We start from the raw sequence: 20,397 nt of genomic DNA on the forward strand, positions 1-20,397 counted from the left end.
CTTTAGTGTATGTCGTATAACCATTTCCTCGAATATCCCAACTTATCACATTTACATCTTAATAAGGAATCCTGTCTTCTCCCCTTTTACAAAACCCGCTTTTTCATAAAATTGATGTACTTCTTCTCTCTTGGAACCGGTTAAAAGCATCAATTTATAACAATTATGTACTTGAGCAATTTCCTTTGCCTTCGTCAATACCATGTGACCATATCCCTGACGTCTGTACGATTCATGAGTAACTACATTCTCAATCAAGCCGTACGGCCTTGCGTTTCTTGTAAGGTTCTTGATGATTAAAAGTACACACGAAGCTACAATTACGCCTTTATATTCAGTGACGATAATATTCATATTCTTGTCTTCTAACATACTCTTCCAATGGTCTAGTAACCTTTGATCTCTAACAAGTTCTGGATCTGAAGGCTGCAAAAATCTATAAAGTGCCAAAAGGTCTTCTAATTCTACCTCTTTGACCAACCTACATTCAGCCACTGCCCTCACCTGCTCTCATATAATGTTATTTGGTGGTTTCATTTAACCTCTTTGTATTCACGAATCTTCAGAAGCTTAAGATCCAACAGGTCACATCCGTGATACGGATTGGTTCGCAGTGTAACCGACTGATGAATACTTTATTAGGTAAAGTTCTCAAGCTCTCTAGAAACCACTTTAAACCTATTTACTCCTTCGTTTATTTCCGAATAAAAAAAGAATATATAATTATGTAAATATTGAAGTTGAAGAATTGATATCTGATTATTACGGATTTCATCTCTGATGTTCGATACTATTTTTAAAATTAGCTCAAAATAGCCGTAAAAGAAATCGGGGGAAGATTTCATTAATGGTTGTATAGTCTTGTAATGTTCATCAAAATGTTGATGTAATTTAGAAATTTTGTTCTCAAAAAAATCAATCAGCATCCTAATATAGTCAATTAAATCCTCATCTTGACTTAACTTTTCTACTATCCTTAACTCCTCAATCTCATTTTTATCTTCAAATTTAATTAGTATGAACCTTAAGAGTCGCCAGTTCAACTGTACCCAGTTAATATCATGAGAAACAAGCTCATAAATTGGTTTGTAAAATTCAAGTTCTTTCTTTAAGCACTTTATTTTCTTTTTTTTATTGAATATGATGCCCACCTCTTTCAATTCGTTGAGAATTCACATTGTGTTCTTGAATTCACGACCCCCACTGTTAAGGTGTTGTTAGGTCTGCAGATTTAACACGGTGTTACATGCAGCCCTAACCTCTTGAGTTACTTCAAATATGTATTTGTTTGCTCTAATATTACCTGATAACTCGTACTTGATTTTCATAAATGCCCCTTTATTCTACTTGCCGTTATGTTGTCCAACTTTTGGGACCGTTGACTATTTGGTTCTCTTCTATTTCAGGTGATTTTAAGTTATTTCTTGAACTAATTTAATCCTTCCCTAACGATACTCATTAATTCTTCTTTATGATCTGGGTGACAAGCTATTATATATGGTTCAGTAGTCATACCAGTGAATGCATTACCTTCAAAATCAATAACGATTCCACCTGCTTCCCTTACCATTAAAATGCCCGAATATAAATCATCTCCTTCTGAATTAAATAGTACAATACCGTCAATATCTCCCTTGGCAAGCATGCACCATTGAAGTGTTGGTGCCCATAATCTAATCATTCTCTTAAATTTAATATCAATGAAATTTCTTAGCTTTACAGCTCTCATATCGTTCTGCACTTTATGGCCTTGAATCCAACCAATATTCCCTTTTAAAAAGTTGGGATTAGATTTAACATGGATTTGTTGATCGTTACAATAAGTTCCTTCACCAATAACAGAAACAAATAAACGATCTGTCATGGGTTCATATACCACTCCAAGTACCGGCTCTCTTCTGTACATCAATGTAATAGAGGTCGTAAAGATTGATAACCCAATTGCAAAATTATTAGTTCCATCTAGTGGATCAATTAGCCATAACCAATCACTCTCGGAGCCTAATGTTCCTGCCTCTTCGCTGTGAATCTGGTGTTCTGGAAATTCAGCTTGAATCTGTTTAATAATGATTTCCTCAGCTATATGATCTACTTCAGTAACTACATCCCCAAATTCATCTTTAGAATTTACTTCAATAAATTTATCGAATTTGTCATTAGCTATCATTCCCGCTTGGCGAATAATTCTTATTGATAATTCTTTTGCAGCTTGGATAGTCTGAAGATCCATATAAGCACCTCACCTCTGAATTCAACTGAGTTTCAACTAACCTTTTTGTACTCGCGAAATGCCCCAACCTTAGAAAACAATTATCTTAGGCTGGGGCATTTGTTCCAGTCTCTTCCATTATTATACATTCAGTAACCAAGTGGCAATACCACGTTGCGAACATGGTGATATGTGATTGATGCCTTTTCTCGATTAACCCTCTGACTCAGAATACCATTTCGGTTTAATTTGTCTAAAAGAATCATGATCTTCTAACACTCGATTAATCTTATCCATCATTAAATTCGTTTCTTCTGGTTTAACCTTTATTATCCATACAATCGATGAAATAAGACACATCGCCAAGTATAGCGAATACAATCTCCAAAAAAGATCATCAGGTTCCGAATCTTTATGATATCCTCTAATCTGGCCAATTGAAAAAGGAATACTTACTTCCGAACTAAACATTCCTACCTTTAGAAATTCATGAATGGGATCTCCCCAATCAAATCTATTAAAATCAATTACACCTGATAGATGATTGTCCTTAATTATTAGATTCCCAACATGAAAATCATCATGTTGAAATAGATTTGGCCTATGTCTCATTAATTGTAGATTATCTTCAATAAAGGACAAAATCCTCGATTCATTTTTAATCCTAATATTCAACTGGCGATACTTATCAAGATAGTCTTTATGTTTCTTAAGCTTTCGCTCATACCACGAGGTCATATTATTTGGAGCATTTAATTTATGGATTTTGAGCAATTCCTCCCCTGCTTCAAATCCAACATTGAATTGCTCTTTCAACGAAATGTTAGAAAGAACTTCTGAGGCATCATCACCTTCTATAAAAGATAAAATCATAAAACCTATTCCAAAGCCCTCTAAATTACCTATCTCTAATGGCCTTGAGCATTTCACGTTATATTCCTTCATCCTCAATAAAGCCTCAAATTCCATTTCTTTTGAAGAATAGTGTTTATTATCAAAAGTTTTGAGAAGAAATTTTTGTTCATCTTTTAAAACAATATACTTACTTTCACTTGAGTAACCCTTATGAATTTGTTCAATTTTAACCTTATCTTGTAAAAAGTGAATATGTTCTCTTAGAAACTGCTCCATGAAATCATCTCTTTCCCCAGTACCTCTTATTTCCTATACTGATGCCTAGTTCTGCTTGTTGTGAATCGTAATCAAGTTTTTTAAGTCAATCAAACTTACATGAGTTCCTCCAAAGGACATTGCTTTGTCTGCCTCATAAATTCAACCACATGTAGTTCTCTTCTAATACAGGCTTTAGTTTATAGTCCTCGATGATGTCTATATTTCTTTTAGTCTTTACATACTCTTTGATTTCATCTTTGATATTCGGGAAAAGTATAATAGAGTCTAATTCATTTAAATCTACCCATTTGACTGCAGTTTGGTGTGGGTCTGGTTTATCCGGTAATCGTGGGATAGCTCCTTCTTTGATCGTACATTCAAAAATTATATTTAATCCATGCTGTGCGTTAGAACCATAGTCACCACTTTGTTTATGCGGAGCAAACTCATAAATAAGTGCTACAGGCCCTACCTCTATTTCTATACAAGCTTCTTCGTAGGCCTCTCGCTTGATACTTTCGATCAAAGTCTCCCCCGGTTCTGCTCCCCCGCCAGGTAAATTATAATGAGTTCCATTTTCACAGTACTCTACAAGAAGTATGGAATTATTTTTAATTATTAGCGCGGTTGGGCGAACTCTAATGTGTGACAAAAGACACCTCAATTCAGTAGTTTTAGGTTTGCACAAGTTTTTCCCTCTTGAAATATGTTACCTTTGATCACTCACATATGCTTCCACCATATCCCCGCACATTCTGGAACCGTTGACCATTGGTTCTCATCTATTTTTCTTGCAAGATCAGGCCCAAAGAAAAACTCTGTGTTCTTCTTCGCTTCCATTGTGTTAGAAAATTTATAATCTGTACGGATCCATCGATGCGAGAATTTATGTTTATTTTCAAGAAGTGAATAGTATTCCTTCAAGAATTCCGGTGGATTTGGGGTTTCTGTTCCTGTACCTAGAGTTTCCAAAATAATAATTGATCCATTCGGCCTCAAAACTCTTGCAATTTCTTTTAAAATAATCTCAAGGTTCTTATTGCCATCCACATTACCGGAATTAGCTAAATAGCTTATACTCCATCCAGAAATCACAAGATCAACAGATGAATCTTCAATTGGAAGTTCTCGATGATCGGCTACTAATGTAGTCCAATTAGGATTAGTGTTATTGTTCTTTAATTTTTCATTCAAAAGATCCAACATTGACCTCGATATATCAGTACATAATATTGATTTAGCTTCTGGAGCAATAAAACTAGAAAGCCTTCCAGAACCTGCTCCCAGATCCAATACATCAAGCCCTTTAAAAGGCTTTATTTCTTTAATTACTTCCGTTAAATCAGGTTGACGATTAATCATTTCTTCGTATAAAAAGGATTGGTCATTATAAATCTCTTTATGACTTGCCATAAAATATCTCCTCCAATCATTTATTGTGCTAGCACATGATTTCAGCTAACATGCTTGTATTAAAAAAAGAACCCAGCCTTAGATAGCTTATCTTAGGCTGGGTCATTTGTTGTCAGCGTCACTTCCATCATTATACATCTGGCAACCGAAGGACGATAGCCCTGTTGCGTGAATATGTGTTAATGAAGCTACTTTGCATTAATTACAAAGTCCTTCATTCCTTCCTTTAATTGATTTATTCCATCAAATACGATCTCCATGTTGTCTTCTGTGTTCATATGCTTTCTCGCATGAAGTAATACAGGTCTTAATGATTCAACTGAATTCCCGAATTTCTTCATCCATTCATACCTCGGCACCATCCACAAATGAAAGTGATGAGTTGTGTCTTCATTATAAAAATAATAGACCTTATCTATGCCCAAACGAATTCTTTGTTCATTTCTTATTTTATGTATCAACGAAATATACTCAAACTGCTCTTCACTTGTTAATTCATCCATACAGTAAAAGTGTCTCTTTGAAGCTAATATGACTAACCCTCTAATTGGATATGCTACATCTTGATGGACATTAAAGTTGCTCGATTCATAAATCACTCCACCAGTTGGTGCAATCAAACCGCTTGTTAAGGCGCAGCTTAGACAATCAACTTCTACTGACCCTCCATCAGCTAATGTAATTTGTCTTGTCATTTAGAACCTCACGCTTTTATTTGGAATCGCTTCACAATTTCATCAAAAGTTGTTGTACTCACAACGCTTCACTAAATTAAGCCCCGAATAGGCGATCTCGATAGGGTTAGGTCGTGAGGGGGTGTCAGTTTGATCCCTTTTTCGATTACCCTCGTCGCAACGAGGGTTTATGCCCTATGCGTGAATTCGGTGGTATACGAAGGTCGCTTTACATTTAATCTGACTTAAGATTCCTTAAATTCGCAATTGCCTCAGACATTCTATAGTAATGCTCCAACGGAAAATCATAGCCCCATTTCTTCTTGAAATCCTCTAATCCAAGGCTCTTCAACTTAGTTAGTTCCCCATAAATTACTCGTAATACTCTAATAGTTCTAACTTCTTCAGAGAACGCCAAGTGTCCCTCGTGAGTGAATTGCGAGCTAAAATTATCGTCCATTTCGTAAACCTCAAATAAGCATGAAGGCGTTAAGTCAAAGTAATCTTTCGCGAATTCTACAAAATCCTCTGGCGTTTGATAAATTGTACCTAACAAGAAATTTGAACCATCCTCTTCTCCATCTGGAATCTCTACCTTCCCCTTTTGCCACCAAAGATCACAATTTTTACGCCATATACAGAAAGTAACATCCTCATTATTTATTGCTTCATCCTCAAGTAATCCGAATAATTCCTTAGGAACTCTTTCATATATTCCTGGCCATATCTCATGTTCATCTCGCGCATACGGACTTAATTTAGACTCGTGATCAAAACCTTTTATAATGGTTCCCTGAGGTGCAAATAAGATAAATAAATGATCACCTGCTCCATTATCGATCTTGGCCATCGAAGTCTTGTCCTTCCACTCTGGAAAAAAACTATGGTAACGAATCCATTCATCCCTACATAGAACTATATTTAATAAAGCATGGATTTCCATAAGTTTCTTCAACTTAATCGGTTCTGGAAAATTATCTAAAACATTCATGTTTATGCATCTCCCATTTGTAGATTTATAAATATACATAGAATTTATTACACACACATTTCCATTAGCTAAAAACAAACGCTATGAGGAAATGCTTTATAGAATGAATAGGATTTGATGATGTTTGTTGAGTTCCTATAAGGTCTTTGTATTCACGAACCCTCACAGGCGTATGGAGCTAACGCCCCGATGCGTGAATATGATGTTATCTGATGTACCATACACTTCAATGAGTTAGCCATCAAAACGATCTGATCTTTTAACATTCTCTATATTTATCACTGCTTTCGTTCTCTTGTAATAATGCAACTCAATATCTATATTTTCATCTATGTTCTTCATTTGATTATTATTCACCCTAAACTTCTTGCGTTCTCCATTTATAGTACTTATTTTAATCAAATTGCCTTTTCTCGAATTTAGTCTTCCTAATACTGAAATATAATCTTGTTTTGCTAGATCCAACGAAATAATAATTGCGATAAAAATAAATATAGAAATTGGTATCAATAGCAATAGAATAAGCCAGTTAGGCCTTTCCTGTAGTACATTTATAAATAATTGTATCGATGCATTGAAGATCATTAACAGAGAAAAAAACAGTAATAACTGAAGCGTTTTTTTAGCTTTACTCTTATCCTCTTTCATTATTGTAATCCTTTCATTATTTCGTAGTAATTCAGTTAACGTTCTTGTATTTACGAAACAACCCAGCCTTAGATTGCTCTTATCTTAGGCTGGGTTGATTGTGGTCTGAGCTTCTACCATGATTATACAGCTGACCACCAAAAGGCGGTAGTCCAGCTGCATGAATACGGTGTTAGCTGATTTTCTTCCAGAATTGTTATTGTTATATATTTACTTCATCCCAATTATAAATTACGTACACTAATTGACATATTACTATGACCAAATAACTGATATTTATAGAAAATTTACTTTTATATCTTTTTAATTCATTTATAAATTTTTCTTTGTCTATTCCATCAAAATTTAACTTTGTATTCTTATAAGCCTTTAAAAGCATTCAGAAACATGCCTACTCCTAGATCTGTTATTCTATTAACTCTATAAGACAAATGGATTACAATTGTTGTTGCGCAAAGAGCTAATCCTATCAAACTCATTAGTGGCTGCGTTTTTCTAATTTATTTTCTCCTGCCTTTCAGTCAATTTCACCTAACGTTCTCATATACACGACGTCCCACCGAATTAAGGCTCCGCCAGTAGCCGACCACGATGCGGTTAGTCGATGCGGATGTGTCCGGCTGAATTCGCTTCCAGCAGCTGAAATGCCTCAACGAATCCGCTTCTATCTTCTACCGGACCAAGGGCCGAATGGTCCGATGCGTGAATATAATGTTAGACGGCCTTTCTTGGCTTAAGAGCGATTTCCCACATGACCTTCTTATTCTGGTACCTTAAAGGCTCATACTCCTCTATGTATATGTACTCCCACTTATCTTTGCTGAAAAAACGCTCTATCTCACTCTGATTAAAGAATCTTCTATTAATTCCTTCATTCTTGTATAAATACTTGTCCTGGCTTTGTTGAACTTCACCTTTATTTACTATTTCTTTTGTAGAGTTTATTCTACACAACAATAGCCCTTTCGTATCTAACGTGTTATGAATGTATTTTATGGGTTGTATCTTCATCAAAGTAATGCAGACTGAGATCCGCGATTAGTATGTCTATTGATCCTTTTTCAAAGGGTAACCCCTCACTCATGTCAAAGCAAAGTGTGTTACAATCAGGAATTGATTCCTTAAGTTTTCTCAATGCTTCCTCAGAAATATCACATGCAATTGGCTTAAACCCTCTCTCTGATAAATAAAGGCTGTTGTTCCCTATTCCACATCCTAAATCAATAATCGTATATTAGTTTCATTAGTTTTATTTAATTCTTTAGAATATTTATCAAGCCAATTATCATAGGTGGGCTTCAGGTTTGGTCTTTGAAATGAATGATTCCAATATTCCTTTAAGGTTTTCATAATAACCTCCATTCTAAGTAATGTCGTCTAACGTTTCCGTATTCACGACGTCCCACCGACCTAAGCGACCAACAGGTAAGTTTTCCGATTCGATTGTAAAGCAACCTCCGTCCTTTCTTCCACACTTAAAAACAATTATCGTACATTTTTCTGGCCAAGTTTTTGGTACTGTTGATAGAAATCTCGGTGGTACAAAATGTTTTATTTTAGTTTTTTCTATATCTTTGTGACTTTTGTGTTTCATAAATGCTCCTTAAAGTTCTGTTGAATAACGTTCTTGTATTCACGAACCCGAGGGGCTTAAAGGAGCGGAGCGACTGGGTCCGGCAGGACTTAGCCTTGCAGGGTTGTCTGGCTGACTTTTACTTCCCCGAAATGCCTCGGTCCGGAACAAGGGGGTAAGCCGCTGCGTGAAAAATACGGTGTTATATGACTTCACCACTTCTTTGAGTTACCTTCAAAATTACTCTCTACTAATTCCCTGTCGTTTCTTGTATTTGGTTGAGAAATCACAAGGAATTCTAAATCCCTATACGACTTGTTATACACTTGAAGTGGTAATATAGGCTTTACTTCAATTCCTTCATGTTCTTCTAAGTTGTATACTGTTCCATCCAACTCAATTGTCATTGTCCCAGATAAAATAAAGAAAAACTGTTTTGCTTTACTATGAAAATGCCTTACTTCGCTCGCGCCAACAGGCATTCGTTCATGTATAATACATCTGTCTTCTTCATCGATTAAGCGCCATCCATCACAATTATCTCCCCATATATAATGTTGTACATTTTTCTTGCTAATCATCAGATCACCTACATAGTTTAAGATTTATAAAAATTTCAATGGTTTTAGAATAATTTTTATTATATTTCGGTGAATAATATAACGTTTTTGTATTCACGAAACGACCTAGCCTTAGATAGCTCTCTTATCTTAGGCTGGGCGTTTGTTGTCTGAGCTACTTCCTTGGTTATACATCGGTAAACCGAGGGGCAATAGCCCCGATGCGTGAATACGGTGTTATCGGTTGTCTTCGTCTTCTTGAGTTACTTACAAAATATTCTTGCATTCATTCATAACCGCTATTACAAATTCAGTTTTTCCTTTGGTATAGTCTTCCCGGTTATGTTTATATCTTTCTGCGAGTTCTTTCTTTAGAGTTGCATAAGTTTCAATTAATTGAGGTTGTTTTCTTAAGATATCTCTAAAAGTAATATGCTTTAATAAAGCATCACTTTCTTTATTACAAACATAAAGATTATGTTCTGCTTTTTGATTCATTTTTTGGTATAGGGAACACTGTCATCCGTTCTTGCAAATGCCTCTCTGTTCTCAATTCCTAAATCTCCTTCGTGAATGTAACCTAGATTGTTCAATTTCTTTATTACCTGTGGAAGTAATTCCATTGAATCTATTACGATATCAAGATCGATAATTGGCTTTGACGCAAGGCCTGGAACAGAGGTGCTCCCGACATGTTCAATAGATAAGGCCAGATCATCTAGGTGTTCTCTCAATATTTCCTGTAATTCTAAAAACTTTAAAGGCCAATCGTCATTATATTTTTCTATAATCACAGGTTTTGAACTCATTGTAGATACCCCCACACAACAAGTATAGCTTTACGAAGATTTCCGATAACGTTCTTGTATTCACGAAACGGCCCAGCCTTAGATAGCACTTATCTTAGGCTGGGTCATTTGTTGTCTGAGCTTCTTCCATGATTATACATCTGACAACCGAAGGGCGATAGCTCTGTAGCGTGATTACGGTGTTAGCCGAAGTAAATGTCTACTTGATTGCTCCTACAAAAAAAGCCACACTCTTGTGCTTATCAAGCAATTTCCTCATCATCTTCATTGTATTCATCATCTTCACCAAAACTTATTAAAAGGCCGTCATCATCCACTAAATCAACTTTATATTTCTCTAATATTTGTTCTATATTAGGAATTTTAGTTTTTAAGAACTTTACATAACTTGTTTCCATCCAATTCCAGTTCTTTTTCCATGCCCTCTTAAAGTATTTCTCAGAATCGATAATTAACATGATATTTCTTAATAATCCGATAAAATTTTGGGACTGTTCTACATATAATCCAAGTTCATGTTTAGTTATGAGATTATTCAAGTCTGAAAGAGTTTTTAATCCGAATGAATTAAGTTCTCCAATTATTTTTTTGTCAGACTTTTTAAAATCAGGTTCTAACTGATTAGATTCAATATAGTCTTTAAACACATGAGATAAAAAATTATTTAAAGAAGTTGTATTAATATCAATATCCAGTTCTGATCTGACCGTCATTTGTTCAACTTGTTTTTCATATTGACTAATTTCTTTAGCTAGTGAATCGAATTCCCGATCAACTAATTCAAGAGTAGCAGCAGCTAAAGAAAATCTCCTTTGAATATCGTTTTCTGGGGGTAGAACCCCATTAAACTTATAGTTTCTATCGTGAGATATATCAGCCCACGCATGCTCTAAGATGCAGGGTTGTCTGCTGACTCTGCTTCCTCGATAACCATCTGCAGACCAAGGGCCGCCAGGCCCGCCGCGTGAATATGGTGTTATCTGACGTAATTGGCTTACTTAATAAACTTATTGATCCCTCTTCATTTGGATTTCCACTCTATCATTTATGTTGGGTTCTTTCCCAATTATCATAAAATCGCAATTAAAAAAAGTTCTTGATAATAAAGCAATACGTTTAATTGGATTTTTTACATCTTTAATCAATCCCCGATAAATAATCGAGGATTTCGAATCACCCAACTGGTTCACTGCACTTTCAATCAACTTCTACTCAAGACTATCTAAGTACTGCGAATTAATTATGTCACCATCCTGTATAATTTGACCAATAGAATCCATAAAATTATCTGTTTCAATCTTCACAGGCTCTGAACAAAAGTAAACATTTGGATTTCCAAGTTCAAAACATACTGAATGGTATTCATCATCTGGTAGGTTGCCAATTTTACTTGGTCTAACGAAAATAGTATTAGAAGTTACTGTGCTAGAAACAAAGCATTTATTTAGTTCACTTGATTCATAGAACTTTGGAGCACAATAAAAAACCAAATTTCCAAGTCCCTCTAGGTCTAACAACAAATTGTGTTGATCAGAATGCCGTAAAGCCATTAGTTCAAACCTGTAATATGGACCATTAAACAAATATCTTTCACTCGCATTTCTTCTTTTCATATAATGGCTCAATTTGAATTGATAAAAAACTGGTTTTCCCTTTATTTCAACATTCACATCAAAACCTCCCCCATTCTTTCCCTCATCATAAAGTGAAGGAAATATGGGAGCAGTACCAATTGATGAACTAACCTTCTTAACAATTTCATTTGTTAACGCAAATCCAAATGTGAATTCCGAGAAATGTGGTTTCATTTTTTTCTCTCCCCAATTATTTCCGATAACGTTCCCGTATTCACGAACCAGAGAACCTTACGCCCCCAACGGGGGCGGCCGCGACGCGGTTAGGTTCGCAGGGTGGTCCGCCTGATTTTACTTCTCGAAATACCTCGGGCGGACCAAGGGACGACTCCAGTCGGCCCGCCGCGTGAATATAATGTTAGGTGATGTTGCCGCTTCTTCGAAATACTCCCTATCCAAATGTCTCCTGTATTCATAAAATAAGACCGTTCAATTCTTCCTTCAATCATTGTTTCATTTGTTCTTATTGCCTTTTTACGGACTTCATTAATATCTTTCTCTGTTTCTAAATCACTTTCCAAAACGTAATATCCATTTACGCATCTTTCCCAGACAAACTTACCTATTGATGGATGTCGAATATCAATTGGAAAATCTCTGGGTTCTTCGTTTTGCATAAATAAATTATTGTAGTAATCGATTTCAGTTCCTAGTGCAGCAACTATTTGTGAATCCATGAACTCTGGATCAGCCAGCCATATCTTCAAGTAATATGGTTGATTCAATTGTTCAAGTTTCTCTTGCCAAGCTAAGTATATCTCAATCAATTGATACAAAACTTGTCTTCTAAATTTATAGGAAGGATTCTTCTTTCCGATTTTGTTGGAGTTAATTTGATATAGATTATAGAAAGGTTTAATCCATATCTTCACATATTCCTTACGATGTTTGAGTAAAGACTCGATATCCAGTTGCTTATGATACTCCGCCCATGAGGCGAGCTTTCGTACTTATTTCTTCATGCCTCTGGTCTTCTTATGTATTGATGTAAACTTCATGAATTACCTCCAATATCAGCACTTCGGCAATTTCACCTAACGTTCTTGTATTCACGACGTCCCACCGACTTAAGGCCACGGAGTGGCCGGGCGCGATGCGCTTAGTCGGTGCGGATGTGTCCGGATGATTCCTCTTCCCCGCTTACTGAAATCCCTCATCGATTCCACATCGGACTCCTGCCGGACCGAGCAGCCGTAAGGATGCGACGTGTGAATATGGTGTTATAGAATGTCAGCGCCTTCATTGAACTACTATCAAATCCCCTAAACGTTCCTGGTCGAAATCATTAGATTGAATCACCTGACAAATAAACATGTGAACTCAATCTCACTTAACTTACGTATTGCTACATCAGAGTACTTCTCTTGCTCAAATAAGGGTCGTGGATGGGGTACATAATACATGGGCCTCTTTACATAATTCTTGTCCGACGATTTTAATACCTCATAGCAATATGTTCTATTTAATGCATTTTTAAAAGTACCTACTAATAAGGGATTGCTATTTTGTTGCTTTAGAATTCCTTTATGTCCTTTAAGTCCCCATCCAATGAAGACAAAATTTGCTTCTGAGATGGCTCCATTGATAAATGTCCAATTGACAGGATCAAAATCAAACTGTTTGGTATTTAAATTACTACTCGAACCATCAATGATACTTGAAACGTTCACAACATATAGCGCATGACAACCTTGAACTCTTGCAACTTTGATCAACTGATCAACCGTCTTATCAGATATATCATGTGCTGCATTGCTAGGATTCATCATAATAGCTGTAAGTACATTTCCACCTTGTGCCCAGCGCTTTTCTAAAAAATAGCGCCGCGAACCGCTTGAATTAAACACCGCATTTCCTAATATACTTGCATGGATTCCAGTTTTAATTGGCAATTCATTGCTATTTGCCACCTGAATAAACCACAAATCAAATCCCCTCATCAATGTTAATATGAACTTGATCTATTTTTATCTTAATTTGCTTTGATATAACCCTATTTGCGCTGATTTCCTATAACGTATGTGTATTCACGACGTCGAGAGGCTTAAGGATTCCAAAGGTCGATCCGATTAGGATCGGCCAGGTCCGGGTGGCGCAGCCACTTAGCCTCGTAGATGTGTCCGCCTGAATCCGCTTCCTCGAAATGCCTCGGGCGGAACGAGCAGCCGTAAGGCTGCGATGCGTAAATACGGTGTTAGGCGAAGTTACAGACCTCATTGAAATACTTGAGAACCTTCTCTTTTAAATTCATTATTTAATGTCAGGTATGATATTATTTTTATCCCAATTTGCAAAGACAAACATGCTTTTTAAATTATGTCTGAACATGATTCTTGCTGTATGATCATTAATTAATGCATAACAAAAGTGCGTGGTATTCATTGTCCGTGTTTCTTGAAGTAATTCTTTGTATCTTCTAAATAAGTTATTAGTATATGCCACTATTGCTTCACCAGTTGCTTGTTTATAACAAACACAAACTCCCCCTGAATTGGGTAATTCAATTTGGTCATTGTCAACTTGAAAGTAAGGAGAATACTCTAATTCAAGTAATCTATTGTATAGATTTTGTCTAATCACTTGATATTCAAGCTCGTTATCTATTTGACTTTTGTCAAACATTTTAGATACCTCCTAAGGATATGTATTATTCGTATTACTGTAATTTCGCCTAACATTAAATCTACGACACACGTCGCAGTAAATCCTGCTTCAGTATGTATCTATACCACTTGCTTACCGTATAGGGCATCCTCTTCCTATTTGAACAAAGTCTCCCCGATTCAGGTCACGGCTCCCCTACGTTAACTCTCGCTCTTTACTTTCCAACCATTCCTTCTCCAACATACTCATCTCCCACACTCCCCAGAATGTGTTATCCATGTTTCGTGCCTCACGGATTAGTCCTTCTCGAACAAACCCTACCTTCTCATAACATGCCATTGCAGCATAATTGAACTCTAGTACACCGAGGCTAGCTCTGTGTAATTTCAACTCTTCGAAAGCAATTGTTAAAACCTTTTTAAGCATCAATTGCCCTATGCCTTGTCCTGTTAAGCTTCTGTTTCCAACCAGGACCTTACCTATCCTTGCAGATTTATTGATCCAATCCATTTGTAAATTGATATGCCCAATTACCTCATTAGTTTCTTCAAGTACCACTCTATAAATATGAGCCTGAGCAGGATTGGTATGAGAGCTTTTGATGTAGTTATCCAGTTGTTGCTCAGTTAATGGAAAACTAAAGGTTTGACCACTCCATTGAAATAAGAACTTTGGTGTATCAATCCATTCAATAAGCTGCGCAAAGTCGGCACGTTCGAACTGCTCAAGTCTGATCATTAAAAACATCATTCCCTGCATATTTAATACTCACAATTATTGACTATATTAGAAGTTTTATTTACTTGAGTTAGTGGTATTGACCGGTTATATTCTCACTAGTCTCTCGTAACATTTTGGTGAGTACTACGATCTGTCCCGCATGGTACCCGTAGTGTGCGGAGACCTGAACTAGAAGCTGGCCAATCAATCTTGTATCGCAGGCTTCATGGACAGGAGAATCAATTCGGTGCATACGCCTCCAATCCTCCAGTTCATAGCGGATCGTTACTTTCCGTAATAGATCATCATCTGTCAAAGCAAATAATACACTTTCCGACTCGGATCGAGTTTTGCGCAGTAGACTAATCAGCTCATCCTTTGATATTCCCCCACTTGTAGTAAATTCACGAGATCGCTCCCGTATGAACGGTCTGCCTCCAATAGCGCTCACAACATTCTGGTATTCGTTTCCCGCCAAATGAAGGCATAGATTGCCGATGCTATTCATAGAATCTTTCATTCTCATCCAAATAAGTTCATCATTAAGCAGATGAAGGCTTCGCTCGATACGATCAAGCTGCTTATTCATATCTTCCATAACATCCTTAACTAGTTCTACCATGATGGTCCCTCCAAATTGATATCTCAAAAACAGTCAATCTTGAGTTAACCAGACAGTGCTTAAGCTTCTAATCGATAGGGCTGATACCGATTTCTCCTTATTAATAACACACCTGATCAGACATCTGGTCTAAACTGCTTTTAAAGAGTTTAATTTTCCTTCAACCCGCACATTCCCATTGGATGCAGTCAATTTATCTTTCTCTAGTGTGACATCGACTCCAACGAGATCAAAAAAGGATTTAGCCGGAAGCAATAGATTATCCTTAATCAGGATAGGTGGGACATTTAATTCCTTAGATTGCTGGTCAATAACCAATGAAGTTTGCTGTAAGACCTGTTGATTCTGTGTGGCTTTTCCTGGGGCGGCAGTTGCGGAAGGTGCCGATAATACCATGGCACTCACTGTAACTGATGGAATTAGTAGACGAGTTAAGGTATTCAGCTTTCTCATCTTCACTCTCCTAGCGAGCTCAATATTTAAATTCTAAATAACATCTGAATATACAGAAATATACAATTACACACTCTGTATATTCTCCGCTTCCTTGCATTATCCCTTCTCCATTAGCTAATCTAATCCGCCTCGCCTCCTGCGAATTCTGCCAACAATATTGGAATGGCCGATTCATTAAGCATTCTGATTCCTTAACAAAGCGAACTGCTCGGCTAAATAATGCGGCGTATATGGCATGTCATTTCGAAGCCAGGAGACAATCGTACCAATCAATGCTGAGGAACCATACCATTTCGCGATATCTTTTTGAATACCGGCCTTGGAGATTAAGGAGTCATTCTCTAACCTTAATGCGACAGTCTCGGATAACATATTGAGCAGACGTTCTGTGAAGACTGGAGTGCGTCTCGAAGCCAGAACAACCTTGTAGAATTTAGCATGTTCAGCGATATGTTCAAGGAGACTTACCAGGACAAGCGAATCGTTCCCCTCCACCGAACTTGGCTTCACAGGCGTGCGGCTTAGTGCAAGCTGAATATCTTCGATCATTTCTTCCGACATTTTTTCCAGCATATCTGGAATATCGCGATAATGCAGATAAAAGGTAACACGGTTAATTGTGGCGCGCTCTGCGATTCGATTGACTGATATTTTCTCAATCTCCGTCTCTTGCAGCAAATCAACAAAGGCATCTTTAAGCAATTGTCGTGTACGAATAACCCTTGGATCTGTTCGAGGTTTACTATAACTCATGATAATTACTCCTTTACACATCATGAAATTTACATTTTAATGTGCTGTGGTAATTTATAATGTGTAAATTATCTAACACATTGTAAATTAAGTCTAGAAAAATATGGAAATGAAAGTCAAATCTTTAAAAAAACGCCTGCCTAAGAGGCCTAAAAACAACAAGACAACTACCTATTTCATAGGTAGTTGTCTTCGTTTTAAAGCTTGATGCTGATCGGGTTGTCGTTACCTAACCCATAGTAGAAATAGCTCCCTCTTACGTTAATTGGGTTCAAAAATGCTTATCAACATAATAAAAAACTGACCCTCTATAATTGGTCAGTTTTTGCGGTAAAGAAGTAGTTCTCAGAACCAATTCAATTACTGTGCATAAACTCTAAAGAAGCATTTTATAAGGAAAGGAAGATTGAAATGGAAATACCGATTACAGGCTTCATTGTTCATCCCAATGATTCAGATTCCTCCCACTCCCATAGACTGTATATTACTTCCTGGGATGGCCGCCCTGTGCATACACATCATTTTTCTGGGCACACCTCTTTTGATGCAGGACATAACCACTATTACGCAGGCATGACAGAACCTGCTCCTTCAGGAGTTCAGCACGTTCACAATTATAGAACGGAGACGTCTTTTAATGATGGGCATGCACATTTAATTAGCGGAACTACTGGCCCGGCAATCCCGCTGCCAACGGGTGGACACTATCATTACTTTGAGGGATATACCACCGTAAATGGACAGTACCCACATAAACATGCCTACAATGGAAGTACAAGTAAAGAAGCAGATTAACTTAACGAGGCATTGTTTGCCATTGATATTAGATGTTATTTAAACCTGTCTATCGGGGTACCCATATTGTTCTCTATATTTCTTTCTCTCTTCAGTAAAATCCCACCATTGTTTGTTGCTATTTCGATTACTTGCATAATGTACTACTAATCTAAACTGGTCTTCTACACAGGGATCAATCGGGACCCCGTATAATTTCTCAAGATTCTCAATTAATAATGCTCCGTCTTTGCCTATTAAATCATCTAGCGAATGATACCCTAATAGAATTAGATCCTTTGCAAACTTTGGTCCAATCGACGGAATACTCTGAAACTCTGTTAATGCTTTTAGCTCCATTGCTCTTTGGTCTGAAATGCTTAGCATGGAACTTAATTGGGTTGTTGAATAATCAACAATTTCATTTATTTTTATTTTGTTATTCCTTAAAGCCGCCCTCTCGGGCATGGTCAAATCTAGTTTAGGTGTCTTGCTATTTTTCACTAAAAAACCCCACCGCCTCTCTTATTCAAGTTACTTATGTCTCTTAATTTATGGCAACATTCCTACTTCCTGTTCCGTTATTACTCGAAATTTTCTTAAGTCGATATTCAGTTTTTCAACCCCCTGTTTATCAAGACCATGAGTATCAAAACTAAACGAGCCAGAAATCGCCATGGTTGAGCCACCGTTAAGTGACTTGTTTATTTGATTCAAGAGTCCAGTGTTTTGGATTCGATTACTTAAATCAGCCGATAAAATAGGTTCAACCGATCTCACTACAACTGTATTTTTGGTTTTATTCCAAAGAATGAAATTATAGGAGACGACAGTTTTATTTAAATCCCCTCCAATCCCAAAGTTAATTGAGTCTGTAACCAAACCATCTTTGGCTGGATCATTTATCGGTTGAGTCTTAGTACATCCGGCAATCATAAGAACCGATAATAGTAAAGAAGAGATCATGAATAGCATTAATTTTCTCACCAAACCACCCCCGCGTTTGAGCTCCCACTAAAATTCTCCTCACGTTCTTTGGGATTTCTCACTTAACGTACAAATACAGCTGAATGGTTAAACTTTCACCAGGTTCATATTCCATAATTATACAACTGGGGACCGTGAGTCGAAAGCCCCCAGCACTGCAATCAGCTGTTTACAATTTCACGATCTTCGTTGCCACATGGTTGCAAAATTCACGGTCATGTTCAACAAACACCATCGTCACATTGTGTTCCATGAGCAGCTGCTCAATTTGCATACGAGAGATGACATCGATAAAGTTAAGTGGTTCATCCCAAATATGCAGATGAGCTTCCTCGCAGAGGCTTTTGGCAATAAGCACTTTCTTCTTTTGTCCCCCGCTGTAGAAGGAGATGTCTTTCTCAAATTGGATACGGGAGAAGTCCAGCTTACGAAGTATCGCTTTGAATAGACTTTCATCTATCCCCTGCTCTCTTGCATAATCAGTCAGCGTTCCCTGTAAATGCGAGGTATCCTGAGATACGTACGATATTTTCAGTTGATTACCAATCCTGACTTCTCCCGAATATGGAATATCCTCGCCGATGAACAGCTTTAGAATACTTGATTTGCCTGAGCCATTCCTGCCGGAAAGTGCGATCCGGTCGCCTCTTTCGATCGTAAAATTCACATCTGAGCATACCATTTTGTCTCCATAACTGATCGTTACATGGCTCAGCTCTGCAATCTGGCTTTTGTGATATGACAGTTGTGACAGCTTAAGATTCTCAGAGGTTTCAATATTTTTCAAAAGTGACGATTTTTCCTCCATCGCAGCATGCTGCCGGTTCTCAAGATTTTTGGAGCGTTTCATCATCTTGGCCGCCTTATGGCCAACATATCCTTTGTCAACCTTGGATCCGGAATTGCGCGTGCCGTTCTTAGTCTTCTCTACTTCATGTGACCAGCTGTTAGTACGTTCAGCCGCCCCAGCTAGACGTTTAATGTCTTTCTTCAGCTTTTCATTTTCCGCGAGCTCGTATTGATCCTGTCGTTCTTTCTGTTCCCACCATTCCGAGAAATTCCCTTTCTGAATTTCAATATCCGTCTTGTTAATGGACAGAATATGGTCCACGCAATTGTCCAGGAACGCCCGGTCGTGTGATACCAGAATAAAGCCGCTCTTCGTATTTAAATACTGGCTCACCAGTTCCCTTGCTTCCATATCCAGGTGGTTGGTCGGCTCGTCTATTAACAAGAACTGGTTTTCCTTCAGGAACAGCGCAGCCAGCATGATCTTCGTCTGCTCTCCTTGAGATAACGAGTCGAACGGGCGGTATAAGACATCGTCGGAGACCTGGAGCAAAGAGAGCTCTCTCATTAGCTCCCAGTGAACATAGTCCGGATAAATCTCCTCAACCACATCCAATGTGTTCTGCTCCATGTTCTGGACGCCGAAAGGAAAGTATTCAAACTGCACCTGGGCGGAGATCGTTCCCTGATACTCATATTTGCCCATCAATAAATTGAGCAGTGTCGTCTTCCCCCGGCCGTTCCTCCCCGTGAATCCCAGCTTCCAGACCGTATCTATGTTAAAGCTCGCATCTTCAAAAATATTATCGTAACTGCCGTCATAAGCGAATGTTAAATGTTTGACCTGGATTAATGACATAGAGTGGTCCTCCTTTGCAAATAAAAAAGCTACAAGAAAAGTTACTTTTCTCGCAGCTCAAATAAATATATGGCAAATTCAGGCTCCTTCGGAGCTGGACCAGTGCCTATCCGTTTGAGTGAAAAGAATAAGTAACTTTAATCCTGCTAATCCATGATAAAACAAAGCGATGGCCGCTAAGGCATACCGCAAATTTAGGTTTTATCATG

At 37.5% G+C, this 20,397-nt stretch carries 26 protein-coding genes; 1 reads left to right on the forward strand and 25 read right to left on the reverse strand.

Going from position 1 to position 20,397, the window contains the following annotated elements:
* Positions 1 to 51 precede the first annotated feature (51 nt).
* The 22 genes from ACRRNK_RS11010 to ACRRNK_RS11115 form a co-directional block, all read right to left on the reverse strand.
* Positions 52 to 480, reverse strand: a complete 429-nt coding sequence (locus ACRRNK_RS11010) for a GNAT family N-acetyltransferase (protein WP_433942803.1) — start codon at positions 478 to 480, stop codon at positions 52 to 54.
* Between the two features lie 158 nt (positions 481 to 638).
* Positions 639 to 1,151: a hypothetical protein gene (locus ACRRNK_RS11015; protein ID WP_433942804.1), complete on the reverse strand. Its 513-nt coding sequence runs from the start codon at positions 1,149 to 1,151 to the stop codon at positions 639 to 641.
* 278 nt (positions 1,152 to 1,429) lie between these two features.
* The gene (locus ACRRNK_RS11020; RefSeq protein WP_433942805.1) at positions 1,430 to 2,230 is read right to left on the reverse strand and encodes an inositol monophosphatase family protein; all 801 of its coding nucleotides are present in this window, start codon (positions 2,228 to 2,230) and stop codon (positions 1,430 to 1,432) included.
* Positions 2,231 to 2,422: 192 nt separating this feature from the next.
* Positions 2,423 to 3,340 (reverse strand): aminoglycoside phosphotransferase family protein, encoded by a 918-nt coding sequence (locus tag ACRRNK_RS11025; RefSeq protein ID WP_433942806.1) that lies wholly within the window; start codon positions 3,338 to 3,340, stop codon positions 2,423 to 2,425.
* A 133-nt stretch (positions 3,341 to 3,473) separates the two neighbouring features.
* Positions 3,474 to 4,010 carry an NUDIX domain-containing protein gene (locus tag ACRRNK_RS11030; RefSeq protein WP_433942807.1) on the reverse strand — a complete coding sequence of 179 codons (537 nt, stop codon included), beginning with the start codon at positions 4,008 to 4,010 and terminating at the stop codon, positions 3,474 to 3,476.
* Between the two features lie 35 nt (positions 4,011 to 4,045).
* Entirely contained in the window at positions 4,046 to 4,735 is a 690-nt protein-coding gene (locus ACRRNK_RS11035) for a class I SAM-dependent methyltransferase (protein ID WP_433942808.1), read from the reverse strand.
* A gap of 188 nt (positions 4,736 to 4,923) precedes the next feature.
* Positions 4,924 to 5,430 carry an HIT family protein gene (locus ACRRNK_RS11040; protein ID WP_433942809.1) on the reverse strand — a complete coding sequence of 169 codons (507 nt, stop codon included), beginning with the start codon at positions 5,428 to 5,430 and terminating at the stop codon, positions 4,924 to 4,926.
* A gap of 214 nt (positions 5,431 to 5,644) precedes the next feature.
* Positions 5,645 to 6,400 carry a hypothetical protein gene (locus ACRRNK_RS11045; RefSeq protein ID WP_433942810.1) on the reverse strand — a complete coding sequence of 252 codons (756 nt, stop codon included), beginning with the start codon at positions 6,398 to 6,400 and terminating at the stop codon, positions 5,645 to 5,647.
* A gap of 234 nt (positions 6,401 to 6,634) precedes the next feature.
* Positions 6,635 to 7,048 (reverse strand): hypothetical protein, encoded by a 414-nt coding sequence (locus ACRRNK_RS11050; RefSeq protein ID WP_433942811.1) that lies wholly within the window; start codon positions 7,046 to 7,048, stop codon positions 6,635 to 6,637.
* Positions 7,049 to 8,027: 979 nt separating this feature from the next.
* The gene (locus ACRRNK_RS11055; protein WP_433946866.1) at positions 8,028 to 8,276 is read right to left on the reverse strand and encodes a class I SAM-dependent methyltransferase; all 249 of its coding nucleotides are present in this window, start codon (positions 8,274 to 8,276) and stop codon (positions 8,028 to 8,030) included.
* Between the two features lie 557 nt (positions 8,277 to 8,833).
* Complete coding sequence (locus ACRRNK_RS11060; RefSeq protein WP_433946867.1) at positions 8,834 to 9,205, reverse strand: cupin domain-containing protein; 372 nt, start codon at positions 9,203 to 9,205, stop codon at positions 8,834 to 8,836.
* Positions 9,206 to 9,448: 243 nt separating this feature from the next.
* Complete coding sequence (locus tag ACRRNK_RS11065) at positions 9,449 to 9,679, reverse strand: GrpB family protein (RefSeq protein ID WP_433942812.1); 231 nt, start codon at positions 9,677 to 9,679, stop codon at positions 9,449 to 9,451.
* Complete coding sequence (locus tag ACRRNK_RS11070; protein WP_433942813.1) at positions 9,676 to 9,990, reverse strand: GrpB family protein; 315 nt, start codon at positions 9,988 to 9,990, stop codon at positions 9,676 to 9,678. The genes ACRRNK_RS11065 and ACRRNK_RS11070 overlap by 4 nt, the downstream gene beginning before the upstream one ends.
* A gap of 242 nt (positions 9,991 to 10,232) precedes the next feature.
* Positions 10,233 to 10,703 (reverse strand): hypothetical protein, encoded by a 471-nt coding sequence (locus tag ACRRNK_RS11075; protein ID WP_433946979.1) that lies wholly within the window; start codon positions 10,701 to 10,703, stop codon positions 10,233 to 10,235.
* 495 nt (positions 10,704 to 11,198) lie between these two features.
* On the reverse strand, positions 11,199 to 11,798 hold the full coding sequence (locus tag ACRRNK_RS11080) for a hypothetical protein (RefSeq protein ID WP_433942814.1): 600 nt from the start codon (positions 11,796 to 11,798) through the stop codon (positions 11,199 to 11,201).
* An 89-nt stretch (positions 11,799 to 11,887) separates the two neighbouring features.
* Positions 11,888 to 12,400, reverse strand: coding sequence for a hypothetical protein (locus ACRRNK_RS11085; RefSeq protein ID WP_433942815.1), 513 nt, complete (start codon positions 12,398 to 12,400; stop codon positions 11,888 to 11,890).
* Positions 12,401 to 12,919: 519 nt separating this feature from the next.
* Positions 12,920 to 13,549, reverse strand: a complete 630-nt coding sequence (locus tag ACRRNK_RS11090; protein ID WP_433942816.1) for a DUF1643 domain-containing protein — start codon at positions 13,547 to 13,549, stop codon at positions 12,920 to 12,922.
* 325 nt (positions 13,550 to 13,874) lie between these two features.
* The gene (locus tag ACRRNK_RS11095) at positions 13,875 to 14,246 is read right to left on the reverse strand and encodes a hypothetical protein (RefSeq protein ID WP_433942817.1); all 372 of its coding nucleotides are present in this window, start codon (positions 14,244 to 14,246) and stop codon (positions 13,875 to 13,877) included.
* 177 nt (positions 14,247 to 14,423) lie between these two features.
* A complete protein-coding gene (locus tag ACRRNK_RS11100; RefSeq protein ID WP_433946868.1) occupies positions 14,424 to 14,966 on the reverse strand; it encodes a GNAT family N-acetyltransferase in 543 nt (180 codons plus the stop codon).
* A gap of 70 nt (positions 14,967 to 15,036) precedes the next feature.
* A complete protein-coding gene (locus ACRRNK_RS11105; protein ID WP_433942818.1) occupies positions 15,037 to 15,570 on the reverse strand; it encodes a DUF1572 family protein in 534 nt (177 codons plus the stop codon).
* 129 nt (positions 15,571 to 15,699) lie between these two features.
* Complete coding sequence (locus tag ACRRNK_RS11110; protein WP_433942819.1) at positions 15,700 to 16,023, reverse strand: hypothetical protein; 324 nt, start codon at positions 16,021 to 16,023, stop codon at positions 15,700 to 15,702.
* Positions 16,024 to 16,200: 177 nt separating this feature from the next.
* Entirely contained in the window at positions 16,201 to 16,779 is a 579-nt protein-coding gene (locus ACRRNK_RS11115; protein ID WP_433942820.1) for a TetR-like C-terminal domain-containing protein, read from the reverse strand.
* A gap of 411 nt (positions 16,780 to 17,190) precedes the next feature.
* Here ACRRNK_RS11115 and ACRRNK_RS11120 point away from each other — a divergent pair, with 411 nt between their 5' ends.
* Complete coding sequence (locus ACRRNK_RS11120; RefSeq protein WP_433942821.1) at positions 17,191 to 17,574, forward strand: YmaF family protein; 384 nt, start codon at positions 17,191 to 17,193, stop codon at positions 17,572 to 17,574.
* Between the two features lie 39 nt (positions 17,575 to 17,613).
* On the opposite strand, the gene ACRRNK_RS11125 is transcribed toward ACRRNK_RS11120, so the two are convergent.
* The 3 genes from ACRRNK_RS11125 to abc-f all read right to left on the reverse strand — a co-directional run bounded on the left by ACRRNK_RS11125 (position 17,614) and on the right by abc-f (position 20,188).
* Positions 17,614 to 18,057, reverse strand: coding sequence for a helix-hairpin-helix domain-containing protein (locus ACRRNK_RS11125; RefSeq protein ID WP_433942822.1), 444 nt, complete (start codon positions 18,055 to 18,057; stop codon positions 17,614 to 17,616).
* 48 nt (positions 18,058 to 18,105) lie between these two features.
* Complete coding sequence (locus tag ACRRNK_RS11130) at positions 18,106 to 18,540, reverse strand: hypothetical protein (RefSeq protein ID WP_433942823.1); 435 nt, start codon at positions 18,538 to 18,540, stop codon at positions 18,106 to 18,108.
* Positions 18,541 to 18,709: 169 nt separating this feature from the next.
* Entirely contained in the window at positions 18,710 to 20,188 is a 1,479-nt protein-coding gene (gene abc-f / locus ACRRNK_RS11135) for a ribosomal protection-like ABC-F family protein (protein WP_433942824.1), read from the reverse strand.
* Positions 20,189 to 20,397 lie beyond the last annotated feature (209 nt).

This window comes from Paenibacillus sp. SN-8-1 (assembly GCF_050995535.1).
In the GTDB taxonomy this organism is placed as follows: domain Bacteria; phylum Bacillota; class Bacilli; order Paenibacillales; family Paenibacillaceae; genus Fontibacillus.

Coding starts and splice junctions, on each gene's coding strand:
- ACRRNK_RS11095 (WP_433942817.1), bottom strand. CDS start 14,246: ATGTTTGACAAAAGTCAAATAGATAACGAGCTTGAATATCAAGTGATT.
- abc-f (WP_433942824.1), bottom strand. CDS start 20,188: ATGTCATTAATCCAGGTCAAACATTTAACATTCGCTTATGACGGCAGT.
- ACRRNK_RS11120 (WP_433942821.1), top strand. CDS start 17,191: ATGGAAATACCGATTACAGGCTTCATTGTTCATCCCAATGATTCAGAT.
- ACRRNK_RS11110 (WP_433942819.1), bottom strand. CDS start 16,023: ATGAGAAAGCTGAATACCTTAACTCGTCTACTAATTCCATCAGTTACA.
- ACRRNK_RS11050 (WP_433942811.1), bottom strand. CDS start 7,048: ATGAAAGAGGATAAGAGTAAAGCTAAAAAAACGCTTCAGTTATTACTG.
- ACRRNK_RS11025 (WP_433942806.1), bottom strand. CDS start 3,340: ATGGAGCAGTTTCTAAGAGAACATATTCACTTTTTACAAGATAAGGTT.
- ACRRNK_RS11080 (WP_433942814.1), bottom strand. CDS start 11,798: ATGAAACCACATTTCTCGGAATTCACATTTGGATTTGCGTTAACAAAT.
- ACRRNK_RS11105 (WP_433942818.1), bottom strand. CDS start 15,570: ATGGTAGAACTAGTTAAGGATGTTATGGAAGATATGAATAAGCAGCTT.
- ACRRNK_RS11100 (WP_433946868.1), bottom strand. CDS start 14,966: ATGATCAGACTTGAGCAGTTCGAACGTGCCGACTTTGCGCAGCTTATT.
- ACRRNK_RS11065 (WP_433942812.1), bottom strand. CDS start 9,679: ATGAATCAAAAAGCAGAACATAATCTTTATGTTTGTAATAAAGAAAGT.
- ACRRNK_RS11035 (WP_433942808.1), bottom strand. CDS start 4,735: ATGGCAAGTCATAAAGAGATTTATAATGACCAATCCTTTTTATACGAA.
- ACRRNK_RS11070 (WP_433942813.1), bottom strand. CDS start 9,990: ATGAGTTCAAAACCTGTGATTATAGAAAAATATAATGACGATTGGCCT.
- ACRRNK_RS11115 (WP_433942820.1), bottom strand. CDS start 16,779: ATGAGTTATAGTAAACCTCGAACAGATCCAAGGGTTATTCGTACACGA.
- ACRRNK_RS11075 (WP_433946979.1), bottom strand. CDS start 10,703: ATGACGGTCAGATCAGAACTGGATATTGATATTAATACAACTTCTTTA.
- ACRRNK_RS11020 (WP_433942805.1), bottom strand. CDS start 2,230: ATGGATCTTCAGACTATCCAAGCTGCAAAAGAATTATCAATAAGAATT.
- ACRRNK_RS11040 (WP_433942809.1), bottom strand. CDS start 5,430: ATGACAAGACAAATTACATTAGCTGATGGAGGGTCAGTAGAAGTTGAT.
- ACRRNK_RS11045 (WP_433942810.1), bottom strand. CDS start 6,400: ATGAATGTTTTAGATAATTTTCCAGAACCGATTAAGTTGAAGAAACTT.